This is a genomic window from Bifidobacterium sp. B4079 (assembly GCF_026537385.1).
GTDB classification, from domain to species: Bacteria; Actinomycetota; Actinomycetes; order Actinomycetales; family Bifidobacteriaceae; genus Bombiscardovia; species Bombiscardovia asteroides_I.
The window spans coordinates 612,984-638,411 of sequence record NZ_JAFNMH010000001.1 but is presented as its reverse complement, the minus strand read 5'-3'; the positions used below and the strand labels follow the sequence as shown (position 1 = coordinate 638,411).

20 protein-coding genes, 2 tRNA genes and 2 pseudogenes are annotated in these 25,428 nt (G+C 60.5%); 22 read left to right on the top strand and 2 right to left on the bottom strand.

The window, feature by feature from the left end; translation table 11 throughout:
- The first annotated feature begins 2 nt into the window (after nucleotides 1–2).
- The 9 genes from nadD (at nucleotide 3) to J3T95_RS02710 (ending at nucleotide 7,667) form a co-directional block, all read left to right on the top strand.
- On the top strand, nucleotides 3–683 hold the full coding sequence (nadD, locus tag J3T95_RS02750) for a nicotinate-nucleotide adenylyltransferase (protein WP_220237188.1): 681 nt from the start codon (nucleotides 3–5) through the stop codon (nucleotides 681–683).
- Between the two features lie 102 nt (nucleotides 684–785).
- Nucleotides 786–1,802, top strand: a complete 1,017-nt coding sequence (locus J3T95_RS02745) for a ribose-phosphate diphosphokinase (RefSeq protein WP_220237189.1) — start codon at nucleotides 786–788, stop codon at nucleotides 1,800–1,802.
- Nucleotides 1,803–1,884: 82 nt separating this feature from the next.
- Nucleotides 1,885–1,955, top strand: a tRNA-Gln gene (locus J3T95_RS02740).
- A 67-nt stretch (nucleotides 1,956–2,022) separates the two neighbouring features.
- A complete protein-coding gene (locus J3T95_RS02735; RefSeq protein ID WP_220237190.1) occupies nucleotides 2,023–2,820 on the top strand; it encodes an HAD-IIA family hydrolase in 798 nt (265 codons plus the stop codon).
- Between the two features lie 14 nt (nucleotides 2,821–2,834).
- Complete coding sequence (glmU, locus tag J3T95_RS02730; protein WP_267450575.1) at nucleotides 2,835–4,211, top strand: bifunctional UDP-N-acetylglucosamine diphosphorylase/glucosamine-1-phosphate N-acetyltransferase GlmU; 1,377 nt, start codon at nucleotides 2,835–2,837, stop codon at nucleotides 4,209–4,211.
- A gap of 41 nt (nucleotides 4,212–4,252) precedes the next feature.
- On the top strand, nucleotides 4,253–4,729 hold the full coding sequence (gene rsfS / locus J3T95_RS02725) for a ribosome silencing factor (protein ID WP_220237192.1): 477 nt from the start codon (nucleotides 4,253–4,255) through the stop codon (nucleotides 4,727–4,729).
- A complete protein-coding gene (locus J3T95_RS02720; protein ID WP_220237193.1) occupies nucleotides 4,722–5,462 on the top strand; it encodes a histidine phosphatase family protein in 741 nt (246 codons plus the stop codon). Before rsfS ends, J3T95_RS02720 begins: the two co-directional genes overlap by 8 nt.
- Before the next feature lie 95 nt (nucleotides 5,463–5,557).
- Nucleotides 5,558–6,454, top strand: a complete 897-nt coding sequence (locus J3T95_RS02715; protein ID WP_267450310.1) for a hypothetical protein — start codon at nucleotides 5,558–5,560, stop codon at nucleotides 6,452–6,454.
- A gap of 127 nt (nucleotides 6,455–6,581) precedes the next feature.
- Entirely contained in the window at nucleotides 6,582–7,667 is a 1,086-nt protein-coding gene (locus J3T95_RS02710; RefSeq protein ID WP_267450309.1) for a glycerol dehydrogenase, read from the top strand.
- A 629-nt stretch (nucleotides 7,668–8,296) separates the two neighbouring features.
- Here J3T95_RS02710 and J3T95_RS02705 read toward each other — a convergent pair.
- Together J3T95_RS02705 and J3T95_RS02700 are read right to left on the bottom strand one after the other, a co-directional pair.
- The gene (locus tag J3T95_RS02705; protein WP_267450308.1) at nucleotides 8,297–8,482 is read right to left on the bottom strand and encodes an ADP-ribosylglycohydrolase family protein; all 186 of its coding nucleotides are present in this window, start codon (nucleotides 8,480–8,482) and stop codon (nucleotides 8,297–8,299) included.
- 577 nt (nucleotides 8,483–9,059) lie between these two features.
- A tRNA-Ala gene (locus J3T95_RS02700) sits at nucleotides 9,060–9,132 on the bottom strand.
- Nucleotides 9,133–9,344: 212 nt separating this feature from the next.
- Between J3T95_RS02700 and J3T95_RS02695 the strand changes: the two genes are divergently transcribed.
- The 13 genes and pseudogenes from J3T95_RS02695 (at nucleotide 9,345) to tsaD (ending at nucleotide 25,411) form a co-directional block, all read left to right on the top strand.
- Nucleotides 9,345–10,370 carry a D-2-hydroxyacid dehydrogenase gene (locus J3T95_RS02695; protein WP_267450307.1) on the top strand — a complete coding sequence of 342 codons (1,026 nt, stop codon included), beginning with the start codon at nucleotides 9,345–9,347 and terminating at the stop codon, nucleotides 10,368–10,370.
- Nucleotides 10,371–10,754: 384 nt separating this feature from the next.
- Nucleotides 10,755–11,189: pseudogene (locus J3T95_RS02690) on the top strand (DUF1287 domain-containing protein); the annotation flags it as partial.
- Between the two features lie 131 nt (nucleotides 11,190–11,320).
- Nucleotides 11,321–11,589: pseudogene (locus J3T95_RS09195) on the top strand (magnesium transporter CorA family protein); the annotation flags it as partial.
- 2,092 nt (nucleotides 11,590–13,681) lie between these two features.
- Nucleotides 13,682–14,632, top strand: coding sequence for a magnesium transporter CorA family protein (locus J3T95_RS02685; protein WP_220237402.1), 951 nt, complete (start codon nucleotides 13,682–13,684; stop codon nucleotides 14,630–14,632).
- Nucleotides 14,633–14,642: 10 nt separating this feature from the next.
- Complete coding sequence (locus J3T95_RS02680) at nucleotides 14,643–15,473, top strand: glutamate ABC transporter substrate-binding protein (protein ID WP_267450306.1); 831 nt, start codon at nucleotides 14,643–14,645, stop codon at nucleotides 15,471–15,473.
- Nucleotides 15,474–15,548: 75 nt separating this feature from the next.
- Nucleotides 15,549–18,518 carry a leucine--tRNA ligase gene (gene leuS, locus J3T95_RS02675; protein ID WP_267450305.1) on the top strand — a complete coding sequence of 990 codons (2,970 nt, stop codon included), beginning with the start codon at nucleotides 15,549–15,551 and terminating at the stop codon, nucleotides 18,516–18,518.
- Nucleotides 18,519–18,617: 99 nt separating this feature from the next.
- On the top strand, nucleotides 18,618–19,277 hold the full coding sequence (locus J3T95_RS02670; protein ID WP_267450304.1) for a ComEA family DNA-binding protein: 660 nt from the start codon (nucleotides 18,618–18,620) through the stop codon (nucleotides 19,275–19,277).
- A 710-nt stretch (nucleotides 19,278–19,987) separates the two neighbouring features.
- A complete protein-coding gene (locus J3T95_RS02665; protein ID WP_267450303.1) occupies nucleotides 19,988–21,508 on the top strand; it encodes a ComEC/Rec2 family competence protein in 1,521 nt (506 codons plus the stop codon).
- Nucleotides 21,505–22,482, top strand: coding sequence for a DNA polymerase III subunit delta (gene holA / locus J3T95_RS02660; protein WP_267450302.1), 978 nt, complete (start codon nucleotides 21,505–21,507; stop codon nucleotides 22,480–22,482). Before J3T95_RS02665 ends, holA begins: the two co-directional genes overlap by 4 nt.
- Nucleotides 22,479–23,081, top strand: a complete 603-nt coding sequence (gene tsaE / locus J3T95_RS02655; RefSeq protein ID WP_267450301.1) for a tRNA (adenosine(37)-N6)-threonylcarbamoyltransferase complex ATPase subunit type 1 TsaE — start codon at nucleotides 22,479–22,481, stop codon at nucleotides 23,079–23,081. The genes holA and tsaE overlap by 4 nt, the downstream gene beginning before the upstream one ends.
- Nucleotides 23,078–23,866, top strand: coding sequence for a tRNA (adenosine(37)-N6)-threonylcarbamoyltransferase complex dimerization subunit type 1 TsaB (tsaB, locus tag J3T95_RS02650; protein WP_267450300.1), 789 nt, complete (start codon nucleotides 23,078–23,080; stop codon nucleotides 23,864–23,866). The genes tsaE and tsaB overlap by 4 nt, the downstream gene beginning before the upstream one ends.
- Nucleotides 23,863–24,375, top strand: a complete 513-nt coding sequence (gene rimI / locus J3T95_RS02645; protein WP_267450299.1) for a ribosomal protein S18-alanine N-acetyltransferase — start codon at nucleotides 23,863–23,865, stop codon at nucleotides 24,373–24,375. Before tsaB ends, rimI begins: the two co-directional genes overlap by 4 nt.
- Nucleotides 24,368–25,411, top strand: a complete 1,044-nt coding sequence (gene tsaD, locus J3T95_RS02640) for a tRNA (adenosine(37)-N6)-threonylcarbamoyltransferase complex transferase subunit TsaD (RefSeq protein WP_267450298.1) — start codon at nucleotides 24,368–24,370, stop codon at nucleotides 25,409–25,411. The genes rimI and tsaD overlap by 8 nt, the downstream gene beginning before the upstream one ends.
- Nucleotides 25,412–25,428 lie beyond the last annotated feature (17 nt).

Here is a 25,428-nt window from a genome sequence, read left to right as displayed (position 1 = left end):
GGATGATGTCTGAGCTGTCCAAGAAGGGAGAATCTGGGCAGGAGCCATCTGATATTGACGAGGCCTGTAGGCCTGCCTACCATAACCGTCGGCCCCGGGTGGGGATCATGGGCGGCACCTTCGACCCCATTCACAATGGCCACTTGGTGGCTGCCTCGGAGGTGGCCTGGGTCTACGACCTGGATGAGGTCATCTTTGTGCCCACCGGCCGCCCGGCCTTCAAACTGAACAAGATGGTGACCAATGCCGAGGACCGCTATCTGATGACCGTGATTGCCACGGCCTCAAACCCCAAGTTCACGGTCTCCCGGGTGGATATCGAGCGTCCTGGCATCACCTATACCGTGGACACCTTACGCGACATCAAGCGGATGCGCCCCGACAGCGACCTCTTCTTCATCACCGGGGCGGATGCCGTGGCCGAAATCATGCGCTGGAAGGATGCCAACCGGATGTGGGATCTGGCCAGGTTCGTGGCCGTCTCCCGACCAGGTTATTCCTCTAGCCTGGACGACCTCCAGGTGCCCGCCCAGCGGGTGGATACCCTGGAGATACCGGCCCTGTCCATCTCGTCCACGGACGTGCGCCGTCGTTCGGCCCGGGGCATGCCGGTCTGGTACCTGGTCCCGGACGGGGTGGTGCAGTACATCAAGAAGCATGGGCTCTACGGTTCGGCTTCCTGAGCCTCGCATACCGTCGGACTCGCCAACACGGACTGCCCTGCTGTGTCAGCGCGCGCCATTATTATGGAGGCTGTCCGCTTCAGCGAAACAACGTTTGGAGATATGGTGAGCGCGATACTCAAAGGCAGACCAGGGAAAAATCTCATACTTGTCACAGGCCGGACCCATCCCAGACTCGCGGCGGACGTGGCCGATCAACTCGGCATTGACGTCCTGGAGACGACAGCATACGATTTTGCCAACGGCGAGATGTATGTGCGTTATACGGAGTCGGTGCGTGGAGCAGATGTCTTTGTTTTGCAGACCCACTCTGACCCGGTCAACAAGTCCATCATGGAACAGCTGATCATGATCGACGCCCTCAAGAGGGCCTCGGCGCGATCCATCACGGCAGTTTGCCCGCTTCTGGGCTACTCCCGTCAGGACAAGAAGCATCTGGGTCGCGAGCCCATCTCCTGTCGGCTCATGTTCGACCTGCTCAAGGCGGCCGGCGCGGACCGGATCATGTCGGTAGATCTGCACGCCGCCCAGTCCCAGGGCTTCTTCGACGGGCCTGTGGACCATCTGATCGCCATGCCTGTGCTGGTGGATTATGTGCGTGACAGGATGGACCTGTCCAAGGTGGCCGTGGTCTCGCCTGATGCCGGCCGCATCCGGGTGGCCGAGCAGTGGGCCCAGCGCCTGGGAGGCGTGCCCCTGGCCTTCATTCATAAGACTCGTGACATCACCCAGCCCAACAAGGCAGTGGCCCACCGGGTGGTCGGCGACGTGCGTGGCCTGGACTGTGTGCTGGTGGACGACCTGATCGACACCGGCGGCACCATCGCCGAGGCTTGCAACGTGCTGGATGAGGCTGGCGCCAACTCCATTACCATCGTGGCCACCCATGGCGTCATGTCCGGTCCTGCTGTGAAACGGCTCAAGTCCTGCAAGGCCAAGGAGGTCATTCTGACCGACACGGTTCCCATTCCCCAAGAGAAGCGTTGGGATGGCCTGACCGTCCTGTCCATCGCGCCCCTGCTGGCCTCGGCCATCAAAGCGGTCTTCGAGGACGGCTCGGTGGCCCGGCTCTTCGACACCTACCCGGCCCATCATGGCCAGGGCTTCCTCTTCGCTTAAAGCCCTGGCCGCGCGGCATGGCGTGGCGTAATCGTCCGGCTGTGGCATAATGAACCTGGCGGTGCCTGAAGGGTTCCGCCTTTCCCCCATGGTGTAAAGGCAGCACACGGGTCTTTGGAACCCTTAGTCTTGGTTCGAATCCAGGTGGGGGAGCTTACGCTCGCCGATTCCGGTCGGAGACGGCCTCCCTGGGGTCGGTGACCAACCGAAAGGAACTGTCTTGGCAGTCAAGAAGATCGAAACCTGGCTCACCGACATGGACGGCGTGCTGGTGCACGAGAACACGGCCCTGCCCGGCGCTGCCGAATTCATCGACACCCTCAAGCGGAACAACCGCCAGTATTTGGTGCTGACCAACAATCCTATCTATACCCCTCGTGACCTTTCGGCCCGGCTTGGTCGTTCGGGCATCGACGTGCCTGAGGATCGGATCTGGACCTCGGCCCTGGCCACCGCCGACTTCGTATCCCGGACCATGCCGCGGGGATCGGCCTATGTGATCGGCGAGGCCGGGCTGACAACGGCCCTGCACGAGGCCGGGTTCATCCTTTCCGACATCAACCCGGACTATGTGATCCTGGGCGAGACTCGGACCTACTCCTTTGAGTCCATCACCACAGCCATCCGCTTGATTCTGGGCGGCGCCCGCTTCATCTGCACCAACCCGGATGCCACCGGCCCCAGCGAGAACGGCGTCTTGCCGGCAGCCGGCGCTGTGGCGGCCCTGGTGACCAAGGCCACCAATCGGGAACCCTACTTTGTGGGCAAGCCCAATCCCATCATGTTCCGCACTGCCCTGAACAGGGTGGGCGGCCACTCCGAGACAACGGCCATGATCGGCGACCGGATGGACACCGACGTGGTTGCCGGAGTCGAGGCCGGCCTGAACACCTTTCTGGTGCTGACCGGCATCACCACACGACCCGAGGTGGAAACCTTCCCCTACCGCCCTGACCAGGTGGTGGACTCCATTAAGGACCTGATCGACATCGCTGAGAGCGGGGTGGTGGAGTTTTGAGCGGCGGGCAGACGCTGACCGCTGGCATCATTCTGGCCGCGGGCGAGGGCACTCGCATGCGCTCCGCCCACCCCAAGGTCCTGCATACCTTGGCTGGCAAGACCTTCCTGCAGAGGGTCATGACTTCGGTGACTGCCCTGAATCCAGGGTTGACGGCCGTGGTGGTTCATCATCAGGCCGACCTGGTGGCGCAGGCCGCACGGTCCTACGATCCCCAGGTGCGCATCGTACATCAGGACAGCCGACCGGGCACGGGACGTGCGGTCCAGTGCGCCGTAGACCAGCTGGATGGGGAGCTCCGGCACGACGGCCAGGTGCTGATCGTCGCCTCAGACATGCCCCTGCTTGATGCGGACACACTGCACAGCCTGCTCGACTACCATGTCAGCTCCGGCGACGGGGCTACGGTGCTGACGGTCAACCTGGATGACCCCGCTGGATACGGCCGCATCATCCGTGACCAGGATGGACGGGTCCTGCGCATCGTCGAACAGCGGGACGCCACTGGTACAGAGCTGGCCGTCACGGAGGTCAACACCTCCGTTTACGTCTTCGAGGCGGACCTGCTGCGACAGGCGGTCCGCGGCCTGGATGACAGCAACGCCCAGGGGGAGTTCTATCTGACCGATGCCCTGGAGACGGCACGCCGCCTGGGCAGGGTCGGGGCTTTCGCTGCGCCTGATCCGCTCAAGGTCGAAGGCGTCAACGACAGGATCCAGTTGGCTGTTCTGGCCAAGGCTCACAACCTGCGGGTCTGCCAAGAGTTCATGCGCCAGGGGGTGACCATACTGGATCCGTCCACCACCTGGATCGAGGACGATGTGGTTATCCAGCAGGATGCCGTCATCATGCCCGGCTGCTTCCTGCAGGGTCATACCGAGGTCGCCTCGGATGCGGTCATCGGGCCCTATACCACCCTGATTGACGCCATTGTCGAGCCGCAGGCCAAGGTGGAACGTTCCCGTGTGCAGGAAACCCGGATCGGAGCTCGGGCGAATATTGGTCCATGGACCTATCTGCGGGCTGGCAACGTCCTTGCTGAGGACACTAAGGCCGGGGCTTTCGTGGAGATGAAGAAGGCCACCATCGACCACGGGACCAAGGTGCCTCACCTTTCCTATGTGGGGGATGCTCATATAGGTCACGACAGCAACGTAGGAGGCGGATCCATCACGGCCAACTACGACGGCGTGCACAAGAACCGCACTGAGATCGGGTCGGAAGTGCATGTGGGCGCGGGAAACCTCTTCGTAGCACCTGTCCAGGTGGGCGACGGAGTCACCACCGGAGCAGGATCGGTCATCCGCCATCCGGTTGAGGACGGGGCCATGGTCTATTCCACCAATGACCAGCATCAGGTTCCGGAATGGAAGCCCGCTTGGGAGCGGTAACCATGACAGCATCTGTTCCACAAGAAGGAAAGGCGTGACAAGTGCCAGCATTGCAGGAATCCATTGACGCGGTCCGGGTGGCCGCTCGGGCTGCCAATGATGTCAAGGCCATGGACATCATGGCCTTCGACGTCTCCCAGCCCATCGCCATCACCGACATCTTCATGGTGGCCACCGGCAGCAACGAACGTCAGGTCCTGGCCATCGCCGAGGAGGTGGAGAAGCAGCTCCACCTGCAGAAGAACCTGGATCCGCGCTCGCGGGAGGGCGTCCAGGAGGCCCAGTGGGTTCTGTTGGACTACGGTGACTTCGTCATCCACATCATGCACAAACAGGCCCGGGCTTACTACGACCTGGAACGGCTCTGGAAGGACTGTCCCCAGGTGGACCTACAGCTGGAGCACCCCCTCACCCTTGCTGATGATGACCCGGACGGCCAGCTGGCCTCCAAGGCGGATGATCTGAACGCGGATGATCTGCGCAGCCGTTTCGCTGATCCTGAGGAAAGCCATGACTGATTCGGCTACCGCCGTTGAGGATGGACGGCATGTACGCTCCATGACCGTGGTTCGCCATGGGCAGACCTCATACAATGCAGGGCATCGGATGCAGGGTCAAATCGACATCCCCCTCAACAGCGTTGGCCGCTGGCAGGCGGAGAGGACAGCCGAGGAGCTTCGCGCTGAATACGTGGACGGCGCACCCCAAGACCGCCAACTGCTGGTGGTCTCTTCTGACCTGGGTCGGGCTGCCGCCACCGCTCATGCCTTTGCCGACCCCTTGGGCCAGACGGTTCATTTTGATCCCGGGCTGCGTGAACGCGGTTTCGGGGAATGGGAGGGAGCCAGTGCCGAGGAGGTTCGTCAACGCTGGCCAGAGGATTACGAATCCTGGTCCCGAGGCGCTGGGGGAGAGTTGCTCCACGGTGCCGAGACCAAGGCCCAGGTGGGCAAACGAGGCTTGGAAACCCTGAACCGATGGATCCACCGGGCTGGTCCGGACACCGATCTCATGGTCTTCTCCCATGGGTCCTTTATTGCCGAGGCCCTTCAGGCCCTATTGGGTATGGCCAGCGCATATCCTGAATACCTGGGCCTGGTCACCATGCGCAACGCCCACTGGGCCCGATTGATGCCGCGAGACCTGCCAGACGGCGGTCTGCGCTGGTCAATGATCGATTACAATCGCGGTCCGGCCATCGCCATGCGTGGGGACTGGGACAATCCCCGGGGGCTGGTCCAGACCGACTGAGGTTCCTGGGCGGTCGGCCGACCATCACAGTATCGCCATGACCACCAGCTACCATAAGAGCGCAGCAACCAGCCGTTGGATCAAAAGGGGTCGGAGTGAAGCAGTTCTTTCATGACATTTCATGGGCGCAGATCATCGCCGGTGCTCTTGCCGCCATGACCTCCTTTTGGCTGGCCGCCAAGATCGGCGTGGCGGGATCCATTATCGGCGTAGCCATAGGTTCCATCGTCTCTGCCGTGGCCTCGCAGATCTACAAGAATGTTTTGGAAGCCTCTGGCCAGAAGTTGCAGGAGTCCGTGGTCGGCGGTGCTGACCAGGACGATGACGACTCGAAAGCTGATTCGAATGCCGATTCAGTCGCGGATGGGCAGACCACGACGTTGCCGGCCCAGGGTAAGGGTCATTCGGACAAATCCAGCGATGCTGCCGATGGATCCACCCAGGTCATGCCCCCTGTCGGTGACGAAAAGTCGTCAGCCAAGACAGGCAGAACCATCTCATCCAGCAATGGTCCACGGACCCATGCGGCCTCCATTACGACAAACAGCAAGAAGAAGCTGGATCAGCGCCGCCGCAACGTCATCATCGTCTCCGTGGTCAGCGCCTTGGTGGCCGTACTGCTGTCCGCCCTAGCCATCAATGCCCTGACCAAGGGCGAAGGCACCGACAAGGTGGTTCGCAACGTGGTCAGCCCACCGACCAGCCAGGAGGTAAGCCCCAGCCAGGAGGAGACTCCCTCCAAGCCCGCGCGGCGCACCGAGGAGCCTGAGTATCAGGCGACCACGGGTGCCCCCCAGAATCAGCACCCTGGGACGAATCAGAATCAAGGCAGCGAAGAGGGATCCGGGCAGGGTCAGCAGCAGGGAGGGAACCCCACGGGCTCGCCTTCGCCGTCTGCCGATGCGACCGGCTCCACCCCCAGCCCCTCAAGCACGGCTCCTACGCCACTGTCGTCACCGACGGGCACGACCAGTCCATCTCCCTATAACTGACTTGTCGGTCGGCGCGGCACACCCATCCCGCCATATAATGTGACCAGTGTCACTTTCTGACGGGCAAGGTGCTCGTCACTAAGGACCAGGTCCCTAAGGCGGGATCAGCAATGAGAAAGGTGTGTATATGCGCAAGGTTCTGTGCTCTCCAGGCTCCTATGTCCAGCAGGAGGGCGCCATGGGAAAGCTGGCTGGGGAATACGCGGCTCTGGGCACCAAGGGCGCCCATCTGATCGTCGATCCGGTCATTGACGGGCTCTACCACGATGACATTGTTACCTCCTTTGAGCACGATGGGATCCCCTATGAACTCATGAAATTCGGCGGCGAGTGCTCCATGGAGGAGATCGACCGCCATCGTGCCCATTTGGGCGGCAGGGACGCGGTGATCGGCATCGGCGGCGGCAAGACCTTGGACACCGCCAAGGCCGTGGCCCACTTTGCCCACCTGCCGGTCATGATTGTGCCCACAGCTGCCTCCTCGGATGCCCCCTGCTCCAGACTGTCCGTGCTATACACGCCTGAGGGTGTCTTTGACCGTTACCTGCCCCTGCCTGCCAACCCCAACGTGGTCCTTATGGATACCGATATCATCGCTAAGGCTCCGGTACGCTTCCTGGTATCAGGACTGGGCGATGCCTTTGCCACTTACTATGAGGCAGCAGCCTGCGTGCAGTCGAACGCCGTGACCATGACCGGAGGCCACGCCACCATGGCCGCCTTCGCACTGGCCCGCCTCTGCCGTGACACCCTGTTGGAGGATGGGGTCAAGGCCGTAGCCGCTGCCAAGGCCGGTGTGCGCACAGCCGCCCTGGAGAAGATCATCGAAGCCAACACCTTGCTGAGTGGACTAGGCTTCGAAAGCTCCGGCCTGGCTGCTGCCCATGCCATCCATGACGGGATGACCGTCCTGGATGGCACCCACTCCATGCTGCATGGTGAAAAGGTGGCCTTCGGCACCTTGGCCCAGCTGGTTCTTGAGGATCGTCCCCTGGAGGAGACACGCAGGGTCTACGACTTCTTCCGCAGCGTGGGCCTGCCCACCTCCCTGGAGCAGATCGGCATCGGACAGGCCAGCGATGAGGATCTGCTCAAGGTTGGCGAACATGCCTGCGGTCCTGACGAGACCATGGGTAACATGCCCTTCGAGGTGACCCCCACCGATGTGGCTCACGCCCTGCGTGCAGCCGATCAGCTGGGCAAACAGTTCTGAGTCCTCTTTCTCAGCCCTCCCTCTGAAGGGCCAAGCGGCAGCCAGCATGAAGTCGGTGGCCGCTTGGCCCTTGCCTGGTTTTATGGTGGTCACCCTTGCAGGCGGGCAGGAGCCTTTCGTACGGCTTTTTCATCCGGACAGGTAGCTGAACCTGGCTGTGCAGCGGAAAGCGCTCCTGCGCAGAGGACGCCCGAGTGGGCATCGCCTGCACCATTGGTGTCTCTGGCGTGGACCCTGAGGGGTGGGAATGTACTGGCTCAGCCCTGCATCCCTGGTCTGGCAGCAACTGGCACCAAGGGCACCGGCCCTGAGAACCACCGGATTATGCAGTTCCAGCGAGAGTGAACGGCAGATGCATTCCAGTCCGGTTTCATCACGAACGTCGGGTTGGCGCCCCAGACGTCCCGCCAGAATTGGTCCCTCGCATTCATTCAGCGACCAGATCGGATGCAGTCCGTTGACCGTTTGCAGCACATCCGGTTCAATATCGGCCACCATGGGTCCCACATCGAAGAGAACCCGAAATGCTTCGCCCTGGCATATACGTGCGAATCCGACCAGGCTCTGGGTGTTGTCCTTGCAGCAGAATGAAGACCCGCTTAGGCAGATGACATCGCCGGAAACCGGGTTCATGCTTTCGTAGGTGCCCTCCGGTACTCGGGCCTGTTGGCTATTCCTACCGGGGCGACTCGCATGGCGGCCCCGTTAGCAGTGCCGGTCCTTCCCGTGGTCATGGTGTCTGCCCCGCGGCGAACCTGTTCCAGGGCCAGTTTCATCGAGGGCCCGAGCAAGTCGAGCGATCCGCGCGACTTCATGTCGTCCTCCCAGGTCAGAAGGCGCTTGACGAACTCTTTGGGATCGATGTGTCTTGCCCTCGATGATCAGTTCCGCCACAATCAGTGCCTGCTCGCTGTCATCGGTCGCGGATCCCGCTGGCATACCGGGAGCTACATGCCCAGCGTCCCCCAAGGACGACCCAGTGAGCGCGCCCAGAGCGCCCTTTTCAGTTCTGGCCATTGTTGCGCAAGCCTCCGGGGTCGTTGCCATAAGTCCATCAATCTGTCTGCAGATAGATTGCGAAATTATTCATCAGGATCATTGTAGGTCCTTGGAACATTGTCGACGCGACAGATGGAGCAGGCACGGCTGGCAACGCAGAGGGGAATCTGAGCGAGTTCCACCCTATGAAGAGGAAGATAAAAACAATGCAGGCAAGTTAGGATCAAGTACTTGATCAAGGTATGGGTTCAATAAAGTATGGACGGCTAATGGCTGAGATTGTCCGTTGATACCGTAACTGAGTTTGGCTCTGTATCTTAGTCCAGGCTCTCGCGGTTGCAGAGGTGTTTGATATAAAAAAAGAATCCCGAGATGACCTCGGGATTCTATCTGTGGAGCTAGGGGGATTCGAACCCCCGACCTTCTCCATGCCATGGAGACGCGCTACCAGCTGCGCCATAGCCCCGTACTTGCCTTGCTTGGTGAAGCCTTGCTTATAGTACACCGGGATTGGCGAATGGAGCAACTCAGTGTGTTGCCCCGGAATTACAGGGATTGTGAGCTATTTGATGGATTATATCCTCGAATGGTTTTGGGTCATTCATGAGCTTGCAAGTGCGCTAGCATGAGGGCAAGGGGCGACCAAAGGGGTCGGCGGCAACTGAAAGGCGGCGGGCCATGACAGGCAAAAATGATGCCGAAGTGCAGGCTGAAAAGCAGAGCAAGGATCATCCCGGGGACCAGCTCATCATCAACTGCCTGCCCTTGGATCAGGGAGAGCGACAGGAATTCCTTCGGGCAGCACCGGGCATTCGTCAGGAGTTCGTCGTCGGTACGGACATGCGGCAGCGCATGCAGTGGCCCATGGGTGTCCCTCAATCCTTCCGGTCGGAGGCCACAATCATTTTGGGCAATCCGTCGGCCGAACAGGTGGCTGCCTGTCGCAACCTGATTTGGCTGCAGACCAGCAGCGCGGGCGTGGATGCCTACCTGAAGCCGGGAGTCCTGCCCCAGGATGCCGTGCTGACCAGTGCCTCCGGCGCCTACGGTCAGTCAGTCTCCGAGCATATGTTCGCCATGATGTGGGCCCTGATGAAGGACCTGCCGGGCTACCGGGACAACCAGCGCATGGGTCGTTGGCAGCCTCGCGGGGCCGTCCTTTCGCCCCGTGGCTGCCAGGTTCTGGTCTTGGGCACAGGGGACATCGGAGCCTCTTTCGCTCGACTGGCCAAGTCTGTAGGCACTCGGACCACCGGCATCAGGCGCCATCCTGACCAGCCGGTGGATGGGTTCGATCGACTGGGCGGTTTCGATGATCTGGATGTCCTCCTGCCTGAGATGGATGTAGTGGCCCTGGCCCTGCCTTCAGCGCCGCAGACCAGGCACATCATCGATGGCCATCGTCTTGACTTGATGAAGTCCACCGCCCTGCTGATCAATGCTGGCAGGGGAGATGCCGTGGACTGCATGGCCTTGGCTCAGGCCTTGGATGAGGATGGCATTTTCGGTGCAGGCCTGGATGTGACCGAACCCGAGCCCCTGCCTGAAGACCATCCGCTCTGGAGCCAGCCACGCTGCCTGCTTACCCCGCATGTAGCCGGGGGAGCCCACTTGGCATCCAACGTGGATAAGATTCTGGAAATCTGCCTGGATAATCTTCACCGGTTCACGGATGGCAGGCCCCTGCGCAACCGGATGAGATGACCGCCATGCCGACAGAGCAAAGCCGCAGCGGCCGCAGCCATCGGCGGACGACAGCTCTGCGGTGGGCGACCTTCCTGCTGGCGCTTGCGTTGATTGCGGCGGGCTCCTTGGCCCTGGCTGGCAGACTGACGGGTGTCGGGCCTGGTCGCCATTCAGACAATCATTCCGGCAGACAAGCTGAAAGCTCCTCCGCCAACGGTCACGGGCCGCTTCCAACAGCCCTCCTGGGTATTCTCCCGAGCAGACTGCGGCTCATCCGCTTTTGACTTCTCCTGTGGACTATGACCACGACAGTGTAGATGACTACATGGCCATGGTGTCTGAGCCCATCAGGAGGCACTCCGCCATCCTCGTTATGACAGCGGCTACTATCAGGGTGGCTATCCGCCCGATGACCGAGGCGCCTGCACCGACGGGATCTGGAGGGCCTTTCGGCAGGCCGGCTATGATCTGAAGGCCATGGTCGACGCCGACATTGCCTCGTCTCCTGTGGCCTATGTCGGAGTCATCAGTAGACCTGATCCGAACATCGACTTCAGGCGCACCAAGGTCCTCGGCGTATTCCTGTCCCGGCATGCCCAGCGTCTGACCAACGACACTTCGGCAACTGACCAGTGGCAGCAGGGCGACATCGTCATTTTCAACGCCTCCTGGCACATCGGCATGGCCTCTGATAGAAGGGATAGCCGGGGCATTCCCCTGCTTCTGCACAAGATGGGCCAGCGCGCCAGGGAGAATGACTACCTGGGATCGCTGAGCCTCGCCCCGTCACTGGCCATTTTCGCTTCGATGCCTCCAAGATCCAACCCGCCGTCCTGAAGCCATGGCGGGGATGACCAGGGACTATCCTGCGGAATTGGACACGGCGGTAACTGGTTATCTGCTACTATCGGTTCGGCCAGACACGTCGGCCAGGTTCGAGCAGATCAGCAAGGCTTCCAAGGCTTATATGGATATGCCTGTCGGCATCTATTGATGTTGAGTTGGTCAACGTCTTAGTCCACTGGCATCGACTTGGCTGACCTGCGTGCCCCCTTGCACGATGAGGTGAGTTCGCGTGTGGACGTTGAGGATGAATGCACCATGGTCATCGTCGGCATTCCACGGACCGGGGAGCGCGACGGGGAGCTGCTGCGAGACGATTGCTCTGTCCATCATCCTCACCGAGGATCTGGTTGTCACCGTATGCATGCAGAACACCGTCCTGCTTTACTCCTTTTGTAAATTCGCCCTCATCAGCCAACCAAGCCACCACCAGTGAATCTACCGGGTTGGGCATTAAAGACGACTCCGGAGTCGAAGGACGGGTCCCGCATGGAGCTGTTCGCCTCGGTGGTCGCCGACGAGGCGAGAAAATCTCTCAGATTGGTCTCGAAGAAACTAGACTCCGATCTGTCGGAGCCATCGGAGATGCTCCTTCACTTGATGCGCACGGTGAGCATGACTTTGCAAGGGCCGCCGGTTACGTTCCGGATTCAGCGAACAACGCGACGAGTACGTGCCGTTGTTCTGATTACTGTCCGTGCAGACGGGCGACAGTCCGCGTGGCTGCCGTGGCTGCTCTAGCTGGCTTGGATTACCTATGTGGTAGTCCTCGCTTGGGCAGCAATGACCGATTGGTTCAACGCAAGGAGATAGCCGAACGCAGTCTTTTGCCTATGGGGCCGATTCCTTCGTGCACCGACCTTTTCTTCATAAATGAAAATCATTGAATTTTGACTAATTCAGGTTTGCTGCCAGCTTGAAATTGCAAGTGAATATTGCGAGCTTTGCTGTTTTCAATGCCTTTAATGTAGATTCTACGGCGTTGTGGAATCCCATACGAGAAGGGGCGGCCATGAAGAGGTCCGTCACAGTAACTTCTATTCTTTCTATACTCGCGATGCTCCCATGCCTAGCTATGACGCCATTGACAGCATCCGCAGCAGCTGCGGAAAGCCCTTACGGTGGCCTAAAACCGATCTTCTTTGGCGGTGAATTACACGGAACTAAGGCTTCTTCTGTAGAGGTTGAAGGACAAGGCACACTGTCTGTAACAATGAATTAAGACTCCGGAGAAATGTCATACAATGATTTCAACGGGGTCCAGATAATCATGTCACTCACTGAGCTTATTAATAAGGCAGCCGAAAGTATAGAGAAGATGCCGGAAGCACACAGCAACAGCAGCTTCTTCTACAGGCGCAGGGGCCAGTCCCATACGGCTACAGGAACAATGTGTGCTACCTTCTTGTAACCTACACGTAGGTCTTTTATCCATGATGGCGCATGGGCAGCCGTGTTGGCGCTGGTTGGCGCAAATCCTGCACTTGCTGCTGTCGTGGCTGTAGGCGGATCAACTTTTTGGTGGTGGATTTCACAATATTGCTGATAAAAGGGAATTAACTTGGGTTGGATTATCGTCATCACGACACTTGTAGGTAGCCTGTTGGGCTATCTATGGGGGAGAAGGCATAAGGACGACTAGTAATCAAAGACAATATCTTTGCCGCTGATTTTTTATCGACAGTAGCGGGTGTTCTCTTGATTCAGGCTCTATGCGGTCTCGGGCTCGGTGTCTTCAGACACCAAGCCCTTGTATTCTCAAGGCCGCGTCGGGGCGGCGTGTTCCCCGCTGACGCGTCGTTCGTGCATACCCGGTGTGCCGGTCCCGTGGCGACACTTTGTTCTGATTAATGTCCGAGCAGGAGGGCGAACGGTCGCTGGCGTTTTTGTCACACATTCAAAGAGGATGGCCGCTTTAGGATTTACCCTGGTATTGTGACCAGGCGGAGCAGCTTTGGCTCCATCAAAAGACGACTCCGGCATCATGACGGTCAGCGATGTCAATCGGTCTATGACTGATCGGGAGTACAGAACTCATACGATTTCTGGGAGGAAAGGAAGGAGCGAGGGATATGAGCGAGCCATAAACGACAGCAAAAATGGAATGCTGGCCTACGCTCGTCATCGATATTTGCACGGCACTGCGGCGACTGATCACTGGTAGTTGGGTGACATCGCCGTCTTTGACACCTCTCGACACATTAAGATGGCCTCCGGCATAAGGGGTAGCGGGGGCGTTCCTTTGCTCTTGCATGATTTGGGCCAATATGCCATAGAAAACGACTGGCTGAGCTCTTTGGTCCATCATTTCGGCACTAGGATTTTTCGCTACGATGCCTCCGAAATCCAACCCGCCGTCCTGAAGCCATGGCGGGGATGACCAGGGACTATCCTGCGGAATTGGACACGGCGATAACTGGTTATCTGCTACTATCGGTTCGGCCAGACACGTCGGCCAGGTTCGAGCACGAGAGGCGGTGATGGCGATGATGAGAGTATTCAGCACCATGAACGGGCAGATCGAGCAGATCGGCAAGGCTTCCAAGGGCTCATGGATATGCTTATCGGCGCCTACCGATGTCGAGCTGGCCAACGTCTCCCAAGCTACTGGCATAGACTTGGCTGACCTGCGCGCTCCCTTGGACGATGAGGAGCGCTCGCGTGTGGACGTGGAAGACGAGTACACCATGGTCATCGTCGACATTCCCCGGGCCGAGGAGCGCGACGGCCGGGACTACTACGAGACCATTCCTTTGTCCATCATCGTCACCGAGGATCTGATTGTCACCGTCTGCATGCAGGACACCGTCCTGCTCCACCCCTTTATGGAAGGCACCATCCGGGGTTTCAACACTTTCATGAAGTCCCGCTTCATCCTGCAGATCCTCTACCGCAACGCCACCCTCTACTTGCGCTACCTGCGCATCATTGACCGCGAGTCGGACCGGCTGGAGCTCAAGCTGCGTCACTCCATGCAGAACCGAGAGATCCTCATGCTGCTGGAGCTCAACAAGACCTTGGTCTACTTCGCCACCAGCCTCAAGTCCAATGAGATCGTCCTGGAGAAGCTGACCGGGTTGGAGAGGATCAAGCGCTACCCGGACGACGAGGACCTCCTGGGCGATGTGATCACCGAGAACAAGCAGGCCATTGAGATGGCCAACATTTACTCAAGCGTGCTTTCGAACATGACCGACGCCTTTGCCTCCATCGTCTCCAACAACGTCAACAATGTGATGAGGATCTTCACCATCATCTCCATCAGCCTGTCGGTGCCCACGCTGATTTTCTCCATGTATGGCATGAACTTCAACCAGGGCATGTTCGGCATGCCCTTCACCGACAAACCCTGGGGCTTCGCGGTCGTGGTGATTTTGTCAGGCCTGCTGACCGCCTTGGTGACCTGGTTCCTGACGCGCTCGAGAATGTTCAAGTAGGGGCCCGGTCATGTTTGCACGCAGAATTGCGGCGGCCCTGGTGGCGCTGGTCATGGCGGTGCCTCTGAGCGGGTGCGGCCGCCAGGAGGATCGCTACCGGGCGGGTTCCATCGGGCCCAAGATCAGCGTGGGCATCTCCTTCGACCAGCCCGGCCTTGGATTTGCCCAGTCCGGCCAGTACCGGGGTCTGGATGTGGATGTGGCCCAGTACGTGGTCCACGAGCTGGGATACGCCGAGTCGCAGATTGTTTTCCGCCAGGTGAAGCCTGCGGACCGCGAGCGCATGCTCGAACAGGGCAAGGTGGACATGGTCGTGGCCGGCTATTCCATTACCCAGGATCGGCAGAGGCTGGTGGATTTCGCCGGGCCTTACCTGGCTGCGGCGCAGGACCTGCTGGTTCGCCGCACTCAGAGCGACATCGCCGGGGTGGATGACTTGGCCCAAAAGCGGGTCTGCGTGGCAGCGGGGTCCACCTCCGGGGCTCTGGTGCGCTCGCTGGCTCCCCAAGCCCTGGTCCAGGAGCGGGAGGAGTTCCCTGAGTGCATCACGGCCCTGCTCAGCGGGGACACCGATGCAGCCAGCGGCGACGACTTTGTCCTGGCCGGGTTGGCTCATGTTCGCGGCGGCGGTCAGCTGCGCCTAGTGGGAAAGCCTTTCTCCCATGAACGATACGGCATCGGGGTGCCCCACGGGGATCCGGAACTGGTGAACGTCATTGACCAGGCCCTGAAGAGGATGATGCGGGACGGATCCTTCAGGGCCGCCCTGGGTAGAGCCTCAAGGTCAATCGGCTTCTCCAATAATGGCGCCGCTCGCGCCCTGCAGCCTGACGACCACTGAGCACGGCTCCCGCCAGGACGACGGATGTTGGACACTGGCCCGGCCGTGTCCATGTGAATGGCGATAATTCACCTTATGAACGCGAATGAAGACAGGGATCATCAGCAGACCCAGGAATCCGATCAGCCTCAATTCCGCTACGATGCCGCCATGGCGCAAACCATCGAGGAGCACTGGCAGCAGCGCTGGGACAAGGAGGGCACCTTCTGGGCCGCCAACACCAAGGGCGACTTGACAGATGCCCAAGGGGAGCACGCTGAAGGCCGCAGTCCCTACTTCGTCATCGACATGTTCCCCTATCCTTCAGGCAAGGGCCTGCATGTGGGCCACCCCCTGGGCTACATCGCCACCGACGTGGTCAGTCGTTACCACCGGATGAAGGGCGAGAACGTCCTGCACGCCATGGGCTACGACGCCTTCGGCCTGCCCGCCGAGCAGTATGCAGTCCAGACCGGCCAGCACCCCCGGGTCACCACCGAACAGAACATCGCCAACATGCGCTGGCAGCTGCACAGGCTGGGACTCAGCTTCGACGACCGCCGCTCCTTCGCCACCATCGATACCGACTACGTGCGCTGGACCCAGTGGATTTTCTCGCGCATCTACGAGTCCTGGTACGACCCTGACTACCGTCGTGCGGACGGGGGGACGGGCTCGGCCAGGCCTATCAGCGAGTTGGTCGAGGCTTTCAAGTCCGGGAGCAGGCCCATCCCTGGCCATGCTGATGCCTCCTGGGATGACCTGGACGAGGCTGAGCGCTCCGAGGTGCTCAACGACTTCCGCCTGACCTACATCTCGCGCTCGCCGGTCAACTGGTGCCCCGGACTGGGCACGGTCTTGGCCAACGAGGAGGTGACTGCGGAGGGGCGCTCCGAGCGCGGCAACTACCCGGTCTACCAGCGTGAGCTCAAGCAGTGGTCCATGCGCATCACCGCCTATGGTCACCGGCTTCTGGAGGATCTGGACATTCTGGACTGGCCGGAAAAGGTCAAGCTCATGCAGCGCAATTGGATCGGGGAGTCGCACGGGGCATCAGTGGACTTCACCGTGCCCAGCCCTGACGGCGATCAGATCATGGAGGTTTACACCACCCGTCCCGACACGCTTTTTGGCGCCACCTTCGCTGTAGTCTCGCCCGAGCATGACCTGCTGCAGCACCTGCCCCAGGAGTGGTCTGAGGACGTGCCTGAGCAGTGGAAGGGCGGCTATGCCAATCCTGCGGAAGGCGTGCAGGCCTATCGCAGGGCCGCCGAGGCTAAGACCGCCAAGGATCGCGTGGATGAAGGCGGAGCCAAGACCGGCCTCTTTACCGGCCTGTACGCGGTCAACCCCATTACCGGGGCCAAGCTGCCCATCTTCACTGCCGACTACGTGCTGATGGACTATGGCACCGGAGCCATCATGGCTGTGCCTGGTGGCGATCAGCGCGATTATGACTTCGCCGTTAAGTACGGTCTTCCCGTCGTCTATACAGTCAGTCCGCTGCCTGAATCCGGTCAGACGCTGGATGGCTATCGAGGCAAGGCGCCTTTCGTCTCTCACGACGGCATTGTGGTCAACTCTTCGGTCCGGGCCACACAGGCTGCTGGCGACCAGCTCAGCTTGGACGGCTTGCGGGTTGATCAGGCCATCGAGAAGGTAACCGAATGGCTGGAGTCGGCCGGTGTGGGCCATGGGACGGTCTCCTACCGGCTGCGTGACTGGCTCTTCTCCAGGCAGCGCTATTGGGGCGAGCCCTTCCCGGTGGTCTATGACGACCAGGGCCTGCCCCACCTGCTGCCTGACGACCAGCTGCCGGTGGCCCTGCCGGATGTGCCCGACTACTCGCCCAAGACATTTGATCCCGAAGATGCCCAGTCCAGCCCCGAGGCACCACTGAGCCGCAACCAGGACTGGGTGAATGTAACCCTGGATCTGGGCGACGGCCCCAAGGTCTACCACAGGGACACCAACACCATGCCCAACTGGGCTGGTTCTTGCTGGTACTACATGCGCTACATCGACCCTAAGGACGATCAGCATATGGTCGATCCGGAGGAATACGACTACTGGCTGGGCCCCAAGCATAACTCTACGGCCGGAGAGTCAGGCGGAGTTGACCTCTATGTGGGCGGCGTGGAGCACGCGGTCCTGCACCTGCTCTATGCCCGCTTCTGGCACAAGGTCCTCTACGATCTGGGATACGTCTCGTCCAAGGAGCCCTTCCACAAGCTCTTCAACCAGGGGATGATCCAGGCCTACGCCTACACGGACCGGCGCGGCCAATACGTGCCGGCCGCCGAGGTAGAAGAACATGAGGAGGGCGGCAAGGTCAGCTACTCCTGGCAGGGGCAGCCGGTCAACCGCGAGTTCGGCAAGATGGGCAAGAGCCTCAAGAACATCATCACCCCTGATGACATGTATCGCACCTATGGGGCTGACACCTTCCGCCTTTACGAGATGAGCATGGGCCCATTAGACGAGTCCAGGCCCTGGAACACACGCAACGTGGTGGGCGGCATGCGCTTCCTGCAACGGCTTTGGCGCAATGTGGTGGACGAGCAGACCGGCGAAGTGGTTCTGGACGAGGGAGAGCCCGACCAGAAAACCCTGAAGCTGCTCAACACCACCATCCATGATGTAACGGTGGAGATGGAGGCCATGCGGCCCAACACGGCCATTGCCAGGATGATCGTGCTCAACAACCATCTGACCGGGCTAAATCCGACGCCCAGGGCAGCCATTGAGCCACTGGTGCTCATGCTCTCTCCCATCGCCCCCCATATCTGCGAGGAGCTCTGGAGCCGGCTGGGTCACAAGGAGTCCCTGGCGCATGCCCACTGGCCGACCTGGGATGAGCGCTATCTTGGCGAGGACACAGTCACTGCCGTGGTCCAGGTCAAGGGCAAGGTCCGCGGCAAGCTGCAGGTCAGCCCCGACATCGCGCCCGACCAGCTCAAGACCTTGGCCTTGTCCCTGCCCGCCGTTCAGGAGCGGCTGGGCGGCAAGGAGCCGCGGAAGGTCATCGTCAAGGCGCCCAAGATCGTTTCGGTCGTGCCAGCCTGATTCTGCGTTGCCCGCAGCCAGGCTGTGGACAGGCGATGATTTTCGACCACATAGCCCCTCGGCCACATATCGGGGGGCTTTTCATGCCATGCTGGGCCCATGAGCATCAACATCACCCAGCCGCCGGCGCCGCCCCTGCAGGCTCTGGCCTTGAATCAATCAATTCGGTCGGAGCGGTCAGCCGAAGGCAAGGCCAACTCCCAGGTTCGACGGGATAGGCCCGTCTGGTCGTTTACGCCGCTTCAGGCCTTGACAGCCATCCTCATTCTGGTGGCGGCCCTCGCGGTCAGTCTGACCCTGCTTGCCCAGCAGGGACGGGTGCTGGCTGGGGGAGTAGATGAATCTGGGACTAGGTCGTCGGCTCAGGTGAACGGTGATGCAAACAGTGCGGCACATCGAGGCAAGCATGCTTCTGGAAAAGACCGCAGCCGTGATACTCAGGGTGAGGTAGGCGGCGAGCAGGCTGATCCAGTCTCAGGATCCGCCCAAGATGCTGACAGAGTCGACAATGCCCCTGCAGTCGCGGCCTCAAGTGCCGGCACGGGGAAGGTCGATCAGGCAGGACGTGTGAACATCAATGCCGCCAGCCAACAGGATCTGGAAAACGTCAAAGGGATCGGTCCGGTCACGGCAGCAAAAATACTGGAGCATCGGCGCGCCATTGGCGGCCGCTACACCTCAGTAGACCAGCTTCTGGATGTTTCTGGCATCGGCGCCAAGACCCTGGCCCGATTACGCCCATATCTGGTGGCGCAATGATAGCAGGTCATTCAAGAGTTCACGATGGGGTCTACGATGCAACTGACCGGGAGAACGGCAGCCGCAATCTTCGGATGCTACCTGCTGCTTGTCTGGCTTGGGCGGTTGCCCTGCTGGTCCCTTGGCTGCTGGACCGGAGCATGGGCGGATCGGCGGCAGGATCAGCCAAGGGCGGCGACTGGGCCAAGTCCGTGGGGGAATCCAGAGGCGGCATGGCCGGTGGAGGCATGGGTACGACGGTCTGGCTGATGCCGCTCGTCCTGGCTCTTCCATTACTCCTTACAATGCTCCTGCTTGCCACCAAATTCGTCCGCTTGGTCGCCGCAGAGGACCCCGATTGCAGGAGTCGGGTATTTCGTCGGCTCCATCGCTCATGGAGACGGAACCATCTGCCCCGAGTGTGCACGCGTCTTGGGAACAGGAATAATTGGGGCAAAAGTCGTTGGAGCAAAGACCATAGGCATACACCCTGCGTGGATACTACGAACACTATAGACACCGGCTATTTGGACACCAGGAACACCAGTCATGTGAACGCGACTCATTGGAATAGTCGGTTTCATTGGTTGCGCCGGTTTTCAGATCATCGCTTGTATGCTGTCCTCAGGCGCTATTCCGCTCATAGATCCTCCTCGTTCCGCTCTTCTTCTATGTCTATTTCTGTCTCGTCAACGTTGACGTCCGCTTGGTTTGGTCCTCGGAGGCTACCGATGGTGGCCGTACTGGCTGCAGTAGCTTTGGCTGCGGCAACTGCCGCCGCAGTTGGTCATGAGACAGTGCGTGGCGGGCCGGCAGCCCGTCAGATCCGTCAGGGGAAGGCGCTGGCCGAAGTGCGTGGCAAAGGTGTGGGACTTATGAGCTCATCCTCTCGTCGAGGCTGGGACTGCCAGGCGGAACTCAAGTTGCAATGGGTGACTGTGGCTAGGGTGCGCATGCCCTCTGATGAACGGATCTTGCTCTTTGGCCGTGGCCGGTCATGCCTGCTGCGGCAGGGCGGACAGTATCGCGCACGAGGTCTCTTGGAGCGCTCCGCTTACGGCCGCCCTATGCCTTGGCTGGCTGTGGAAAGCCGCATAAAAGAGGTCAGACCGCCAGGACTTTGTAGGCGATTGATCGCTCGCATGCAAGGAGCCTTTCTCGAACAGACCAGCAGGCTGGACGACCAGGGGCGGATCCTGGTACCGGGATTGACCATGGGCATCCTGGGTAACCAGGCCCTGCCCGGGTCGGGTGGTTCGCTGGGCAGGCCGGCAGTGGAACCCGCCTATGTCGCCCGTCTGACCCAGGATTTCCGGACATCGGGCATCCTTCATCTAATGGCTGTCTCCGGCGGGCACTTTATGATCCTGGCCTCGTTGCTGGTTTTGATCATGCGGGCCCTGCGCTCGCCGCCCTTGCTGATGGCCTTGGTTTTGTCTGTAGCCTATCTGGGTCTGGGTATGCTGATGGTCCCCGGGGATTCAGTCTTGCGAGCTCAGGCTATGGGGCTCCTTTCGGCATTGGCTCTGGCTGCTTGCAGGCCTGCCCAGTCGTTGAACACGCTGTCCTGGTGCGTCCTGCTGGTACTAATTCTGCGGCCTTCCATGGCTGCAAGCTTCGGCTTTGCGCTCTCCTGTGGTGCCGTGCTGGGCATCGGCCTGGGCAACCGGTGGTTGACGGCCCTCCTTGAAGACCATCTTCCGGCATTGCTGGCACGTCCATTGGCCACGACCCTGTGCGCTCAGGCTGGGACTCTTCCCGTGCAGGTGCTGATGAGTCCCGGACTGCCTCTGCTGGCCCCACTGGCCAACCTGCTGGTCACTCCTGTGGTCGACGCTGCGACTGTGACCGGTCTGCTGTCCCTGCTCACCTCCTGGCTCTGGCCCCCATTGGGGCTCTTGCTGGCCCGACTGACCTCCCTGGGTACTGCAGTCATGGCTTTTGCCGCCACGTGGCTGGGTGAGGCGGCTGCTCCAGCGGCCTGGCCGCCTGGGCCAGTTGGCAGTGCCTGCCTGCTTGGTCTGGGTCTCATGGCTGTGATCGATCATCGGCTGATTCGACTCATCCGCGCCCAGATGCGGGACCATTCATGGTCGGCTGTGACAGACGAGGATTCGGGGGTCCCCTTTCGGCCATCGGCTTGGGGGTCGCTCAAGGGCTGGCTGCGGCAGACCAATGGCCTTCTAGCCCAGTTGGTCTTCAGAAAACGACCGAGGTTAATGTCCAGTGATGAAGGGAGATTTGAGTCATGACCAAAGCTCAGCAGGAGAACCCTTCCGTCCATCTGGTGGTCGGCGGCGATCCCTTCTTCAACGGGCAGCGCGTCAAGGAGCTGTGCGCACAGGCATGTGCCGCTCATCCGGACAGCGAATACATAGAGATGGATGCGGCAGACTGCGACGCTTACACCTTTCAAGAGGCGGTTGGCCCCTCCCTGCTCAGCCAGACAGCCGTGGTCCTTCTGGATGATCTGCAGGCGGCCGATGAGGCCTTGGCCCAGGCCTTAGTGGATTTCTGCCGCGAGCCCGCAGAATCCGAATCCAGCATTGTCATCGCGCGCCATGACGGGGGCAACCGGGGTCGCAGGCTTCTGGACCAGATGGCACAGGCCGGAGCAGTCATAGAGCATATACCGGATCTGAAGAAGTTCGACGACAAGGTCGACTTCGTTTATGGGCAATTCAAGGCCCACCAGCGTCGCATTCAGCCACGGGCGGCCCAGCGCCTGGTGGATGTCCTGGGCGAGCGCATTCCGGAACTGGCCGCCATGTGTTCCCAGCTCTGCTTCGATTTTGACCAGGATCCCATGACCTTGGAGATCGTCAACCGGTATTTGACTGATAACCCTGCTGTATCTGGATTCGCCGTGGCGGACAGGGCTCTTGCTGGCAGGCCTGCACAAGCTGTCGTCGCCTTGCGCTCAGCTCTGGAGCAGGGTAACGAACCAGTATCCCTTATCGGAGTATTGGCCCTGAAGCTGCGCACGCTGGGCAAGGAGGCGGCCATCGAGTCGGGATCCATCATCACAGCCGAGGCCAAGGCCGCCTACTGGCAGTTGCGGGAGGCCAAGAGGCAGCTGCGTGGATGGACCTCCTCCGGTCTGGCGGTCTGCATCGAGGCCTTGGCCCAGGCTGATGAGATCAGCAAAACCAGCAGCGGAGATGCCCGCTATGCTCTGGAACGGGCAGTGGAGTTGATTGCCGCCAAGGGAAGGACATTGGCATGAGACTGCAGGGCAGCACCGGGCCACAGGATGGATTTGAACTGGTCGTTCCCACGGACGAGGACATGCAACGTCTGGGCAGAAGTCTGGCCTCGTGCCTACATGGCGGGGACGTGATCCTCCTGTCTGGACCCTTGGGGGCGGGCAAGACCACGCTGGCCCAGGGGCTGGGCATCGGACTCGGAGTGGACGGCCCTGTGGTCTCTCCCACGTTTACCATCGCAAGAGAGTTGCATGGCCATTTGTCAGACGGCTCGCCGGTCACCCTGATCCACGTGGATGCCTATCGGTTGGGAGGGCAGGGCTATCTGCCCGGTGAGGATGCTGTGGATCGGCTCCTTGACGAGCTGGAGTCCCTTGGTCTGGATGAGGAATTGGAAGACCCGGGCCAAAGGACCATCATCCTGATGGAATGGGGCGAGCAGATGGCCTCTGCCCTGGCCGATCAACGCCTGGAAGTAACCATCGACCGACCTGTGGATCCCCGGGAAGATCTTGACGCGCCACCCAGCTCCCAGGGTCAGCGTATGGTACGTCTGCGTGGGGTGGGTCCTTCATGGGCCACCAGACTGGAGAAGATGAGAAAGGCGATGACTGCATGAGCGGGACCGATACGCCCCTTTTGGTGATCGATACCTCATATGGCTCGACTGTTGGGCTGCCCGAACGGGAGCCTTGCATCGAAACCGACTCGCGCTCGCACGTGGAACGCCTCCAGGTCAATATCGCCAAGGTCATGGATCAGGCCGGGCTGTCTGCAGACGATTTGAAGACCATCGTGGTGGGACTGGGCCCTGCGCCTTTCACCGGTCTGCGGTCAGGCATTGTCACCGCCAAAGCCCTGGCGTTTGCCACCGGCGCCCGTCTGCTGGGACAGGACATCCTGGAGCCGCAGGCCCGCTATGCCTATAGCCGGTTCAAGCAGCAGGTCAAAGACCATACCCGGCTCCTGGTTCTGGCTGTCAACGATGCTCGACGTCGGCAGCTCTACTACCGTCTCTTTGATGACTTTGGAGACCCGGAAGCCCCGGCCCGACCACTGATCGAAATGAGCATCGACTATCCAGCAGCTATCTGTGAGACAATTACGGCCATCACAGAAGAGCGGGAGTCCCTTGACCAGGGCCCTGCCACTCTGGTCATTAGCGGCCACGGAGCCGGTCGCTACGCTGACCAGTGGGAGCGTCTGGGCAAGCATCCGGATATACGGGTGGTGCTGGACGAAGGATCCTTCCTGGAGGATAGGAATCGGGGGACAGGTCTGATGGCGGCTTGTGCATGCCGACGTGCCCAGCAGGGACTGATCGACCCCGTGGAGCCGCTTTACCTTCGTCGACCGGACGTCTCGGTGCCCAATCCGCTTAAGCACGTAGCAGTTCAGTCATGATTCGCAGGGCGGCCTTGGAGGACCTGGACCAGCTGGTCGACCTGGAGGCGCGCGTCTTCGATGATGAGGCCTGGAGTCGGCAGGCGCTGTGGTTTGAGTTGTCTGCGCCCTCGCGCACCTACCTGGTATGGGAAGATCAGGGCGCCATCCTAGGCTACGGAGGGTATTGGCCTGGCGAACGGGATGCCGAGCTGATGACCATCGGGGTGCTGCCGGAAGCCCGGAATCGCGGCATTGCAGGATCCCTGCTGGCCAAGCTGATTGCTGGAGCCGATCGCCAGGGTCTGCAGCGCATGAACCTTGAGGTGCGGGTAGACAACCGCGCGGCCATTCACCTATATGAGGACTTCGGCTTCTCACAGACGGGCTTATGCAAAGGCTATTATCAGCCTGAAGGCGTGGATGCCTGGGCGATGACCAGACCTTTAAGCTCGGCCGGGCCTGGTCCGGTGGGTTCTGTCGGAAGCGAGCTTTCAGAAGGACAGGAAAGGATTATTGACCATGAGTGAGCCTCTGGTGCTTGGCATCGAATCCACCTGCGATGAGACAGCGGCCGCCCTGGTTCAGGGCAACAGGCTGCTGTCCAACGTGGTGGCATCCTCCATGAACGAGCATGCCCGCTATGGGGGCGTCATCCCTGAGATCGCTTCGCGAGCACATGCTGAATCCTTTGTACCGGTAGTCTCCAAGGCCCTGAAGGATGCGGATATGGATCTGTCTCAGGTGGATGCCATAGCGGTCTCAGCTGGCCCGGGACTGGCTGGTTGCCTGGCCGTAGGCGTTTCCGGTGCCAAGGCGCTGGCTTGGGCGGCGAAAAAACCCTTGTACGGCATCAACCATGTCATCGGACACATAGCGGTCACTCAGCTCCAGTTCGGTCCCTTCCCTCAGAATGCCCTGGCCCTGATCGTCTCAGGCGGCCACACCTCGCTGCTGCATGTGGATGACCTGGCGCGATCGGTTCAGGTGGTGGGCACCACCCTGGACGACGCGGCAGGGGAGTGCTTCGACAAGATTGCACGCCTGCTTGGCTTCCCCTATCCTGGAGGTCCCCACATCGACCGCCATGCCCGTCTGGGCGACCCTCACGCCATCGCCGTGCCCCAGGGGCTGACCAAGGGTCGGGCCGGGATCGAACATCCTTACGACTTCAGCTTCTCCGGGGTCAAGACCGCCGTGGCTCGATGGGTCGAACGCAGACAGCAGGCGGGGCTCGACATTCCCGTGGAAGATGTCTGCGCCTCCCTGGCGGATTCCGTGGCCACTGTCCTATCCCGTAAGGCCATGGCCGCCTGCCACAGGTTCGACACGGATACCTTGATTGTCGGCGGCGGGTTCTCAGCCAATTCTCAGCTGCGCGGCAAGCTTCAGGAGTTCGGCGACCAGGAGGGCATCAAGATCCGCATTCCGAAGATCAACCTGTGCACGGACAACGGTGCCATGGTGGCCATGCTGGGTGTCAATCTGGTTCAGGCTGGCCTGGCCCCCTCTGCACCTGACTTCTCCATTGATTCAGCCATGCCCATGGACAGGATCCTCATGTAATCGACACGCCAATTTGT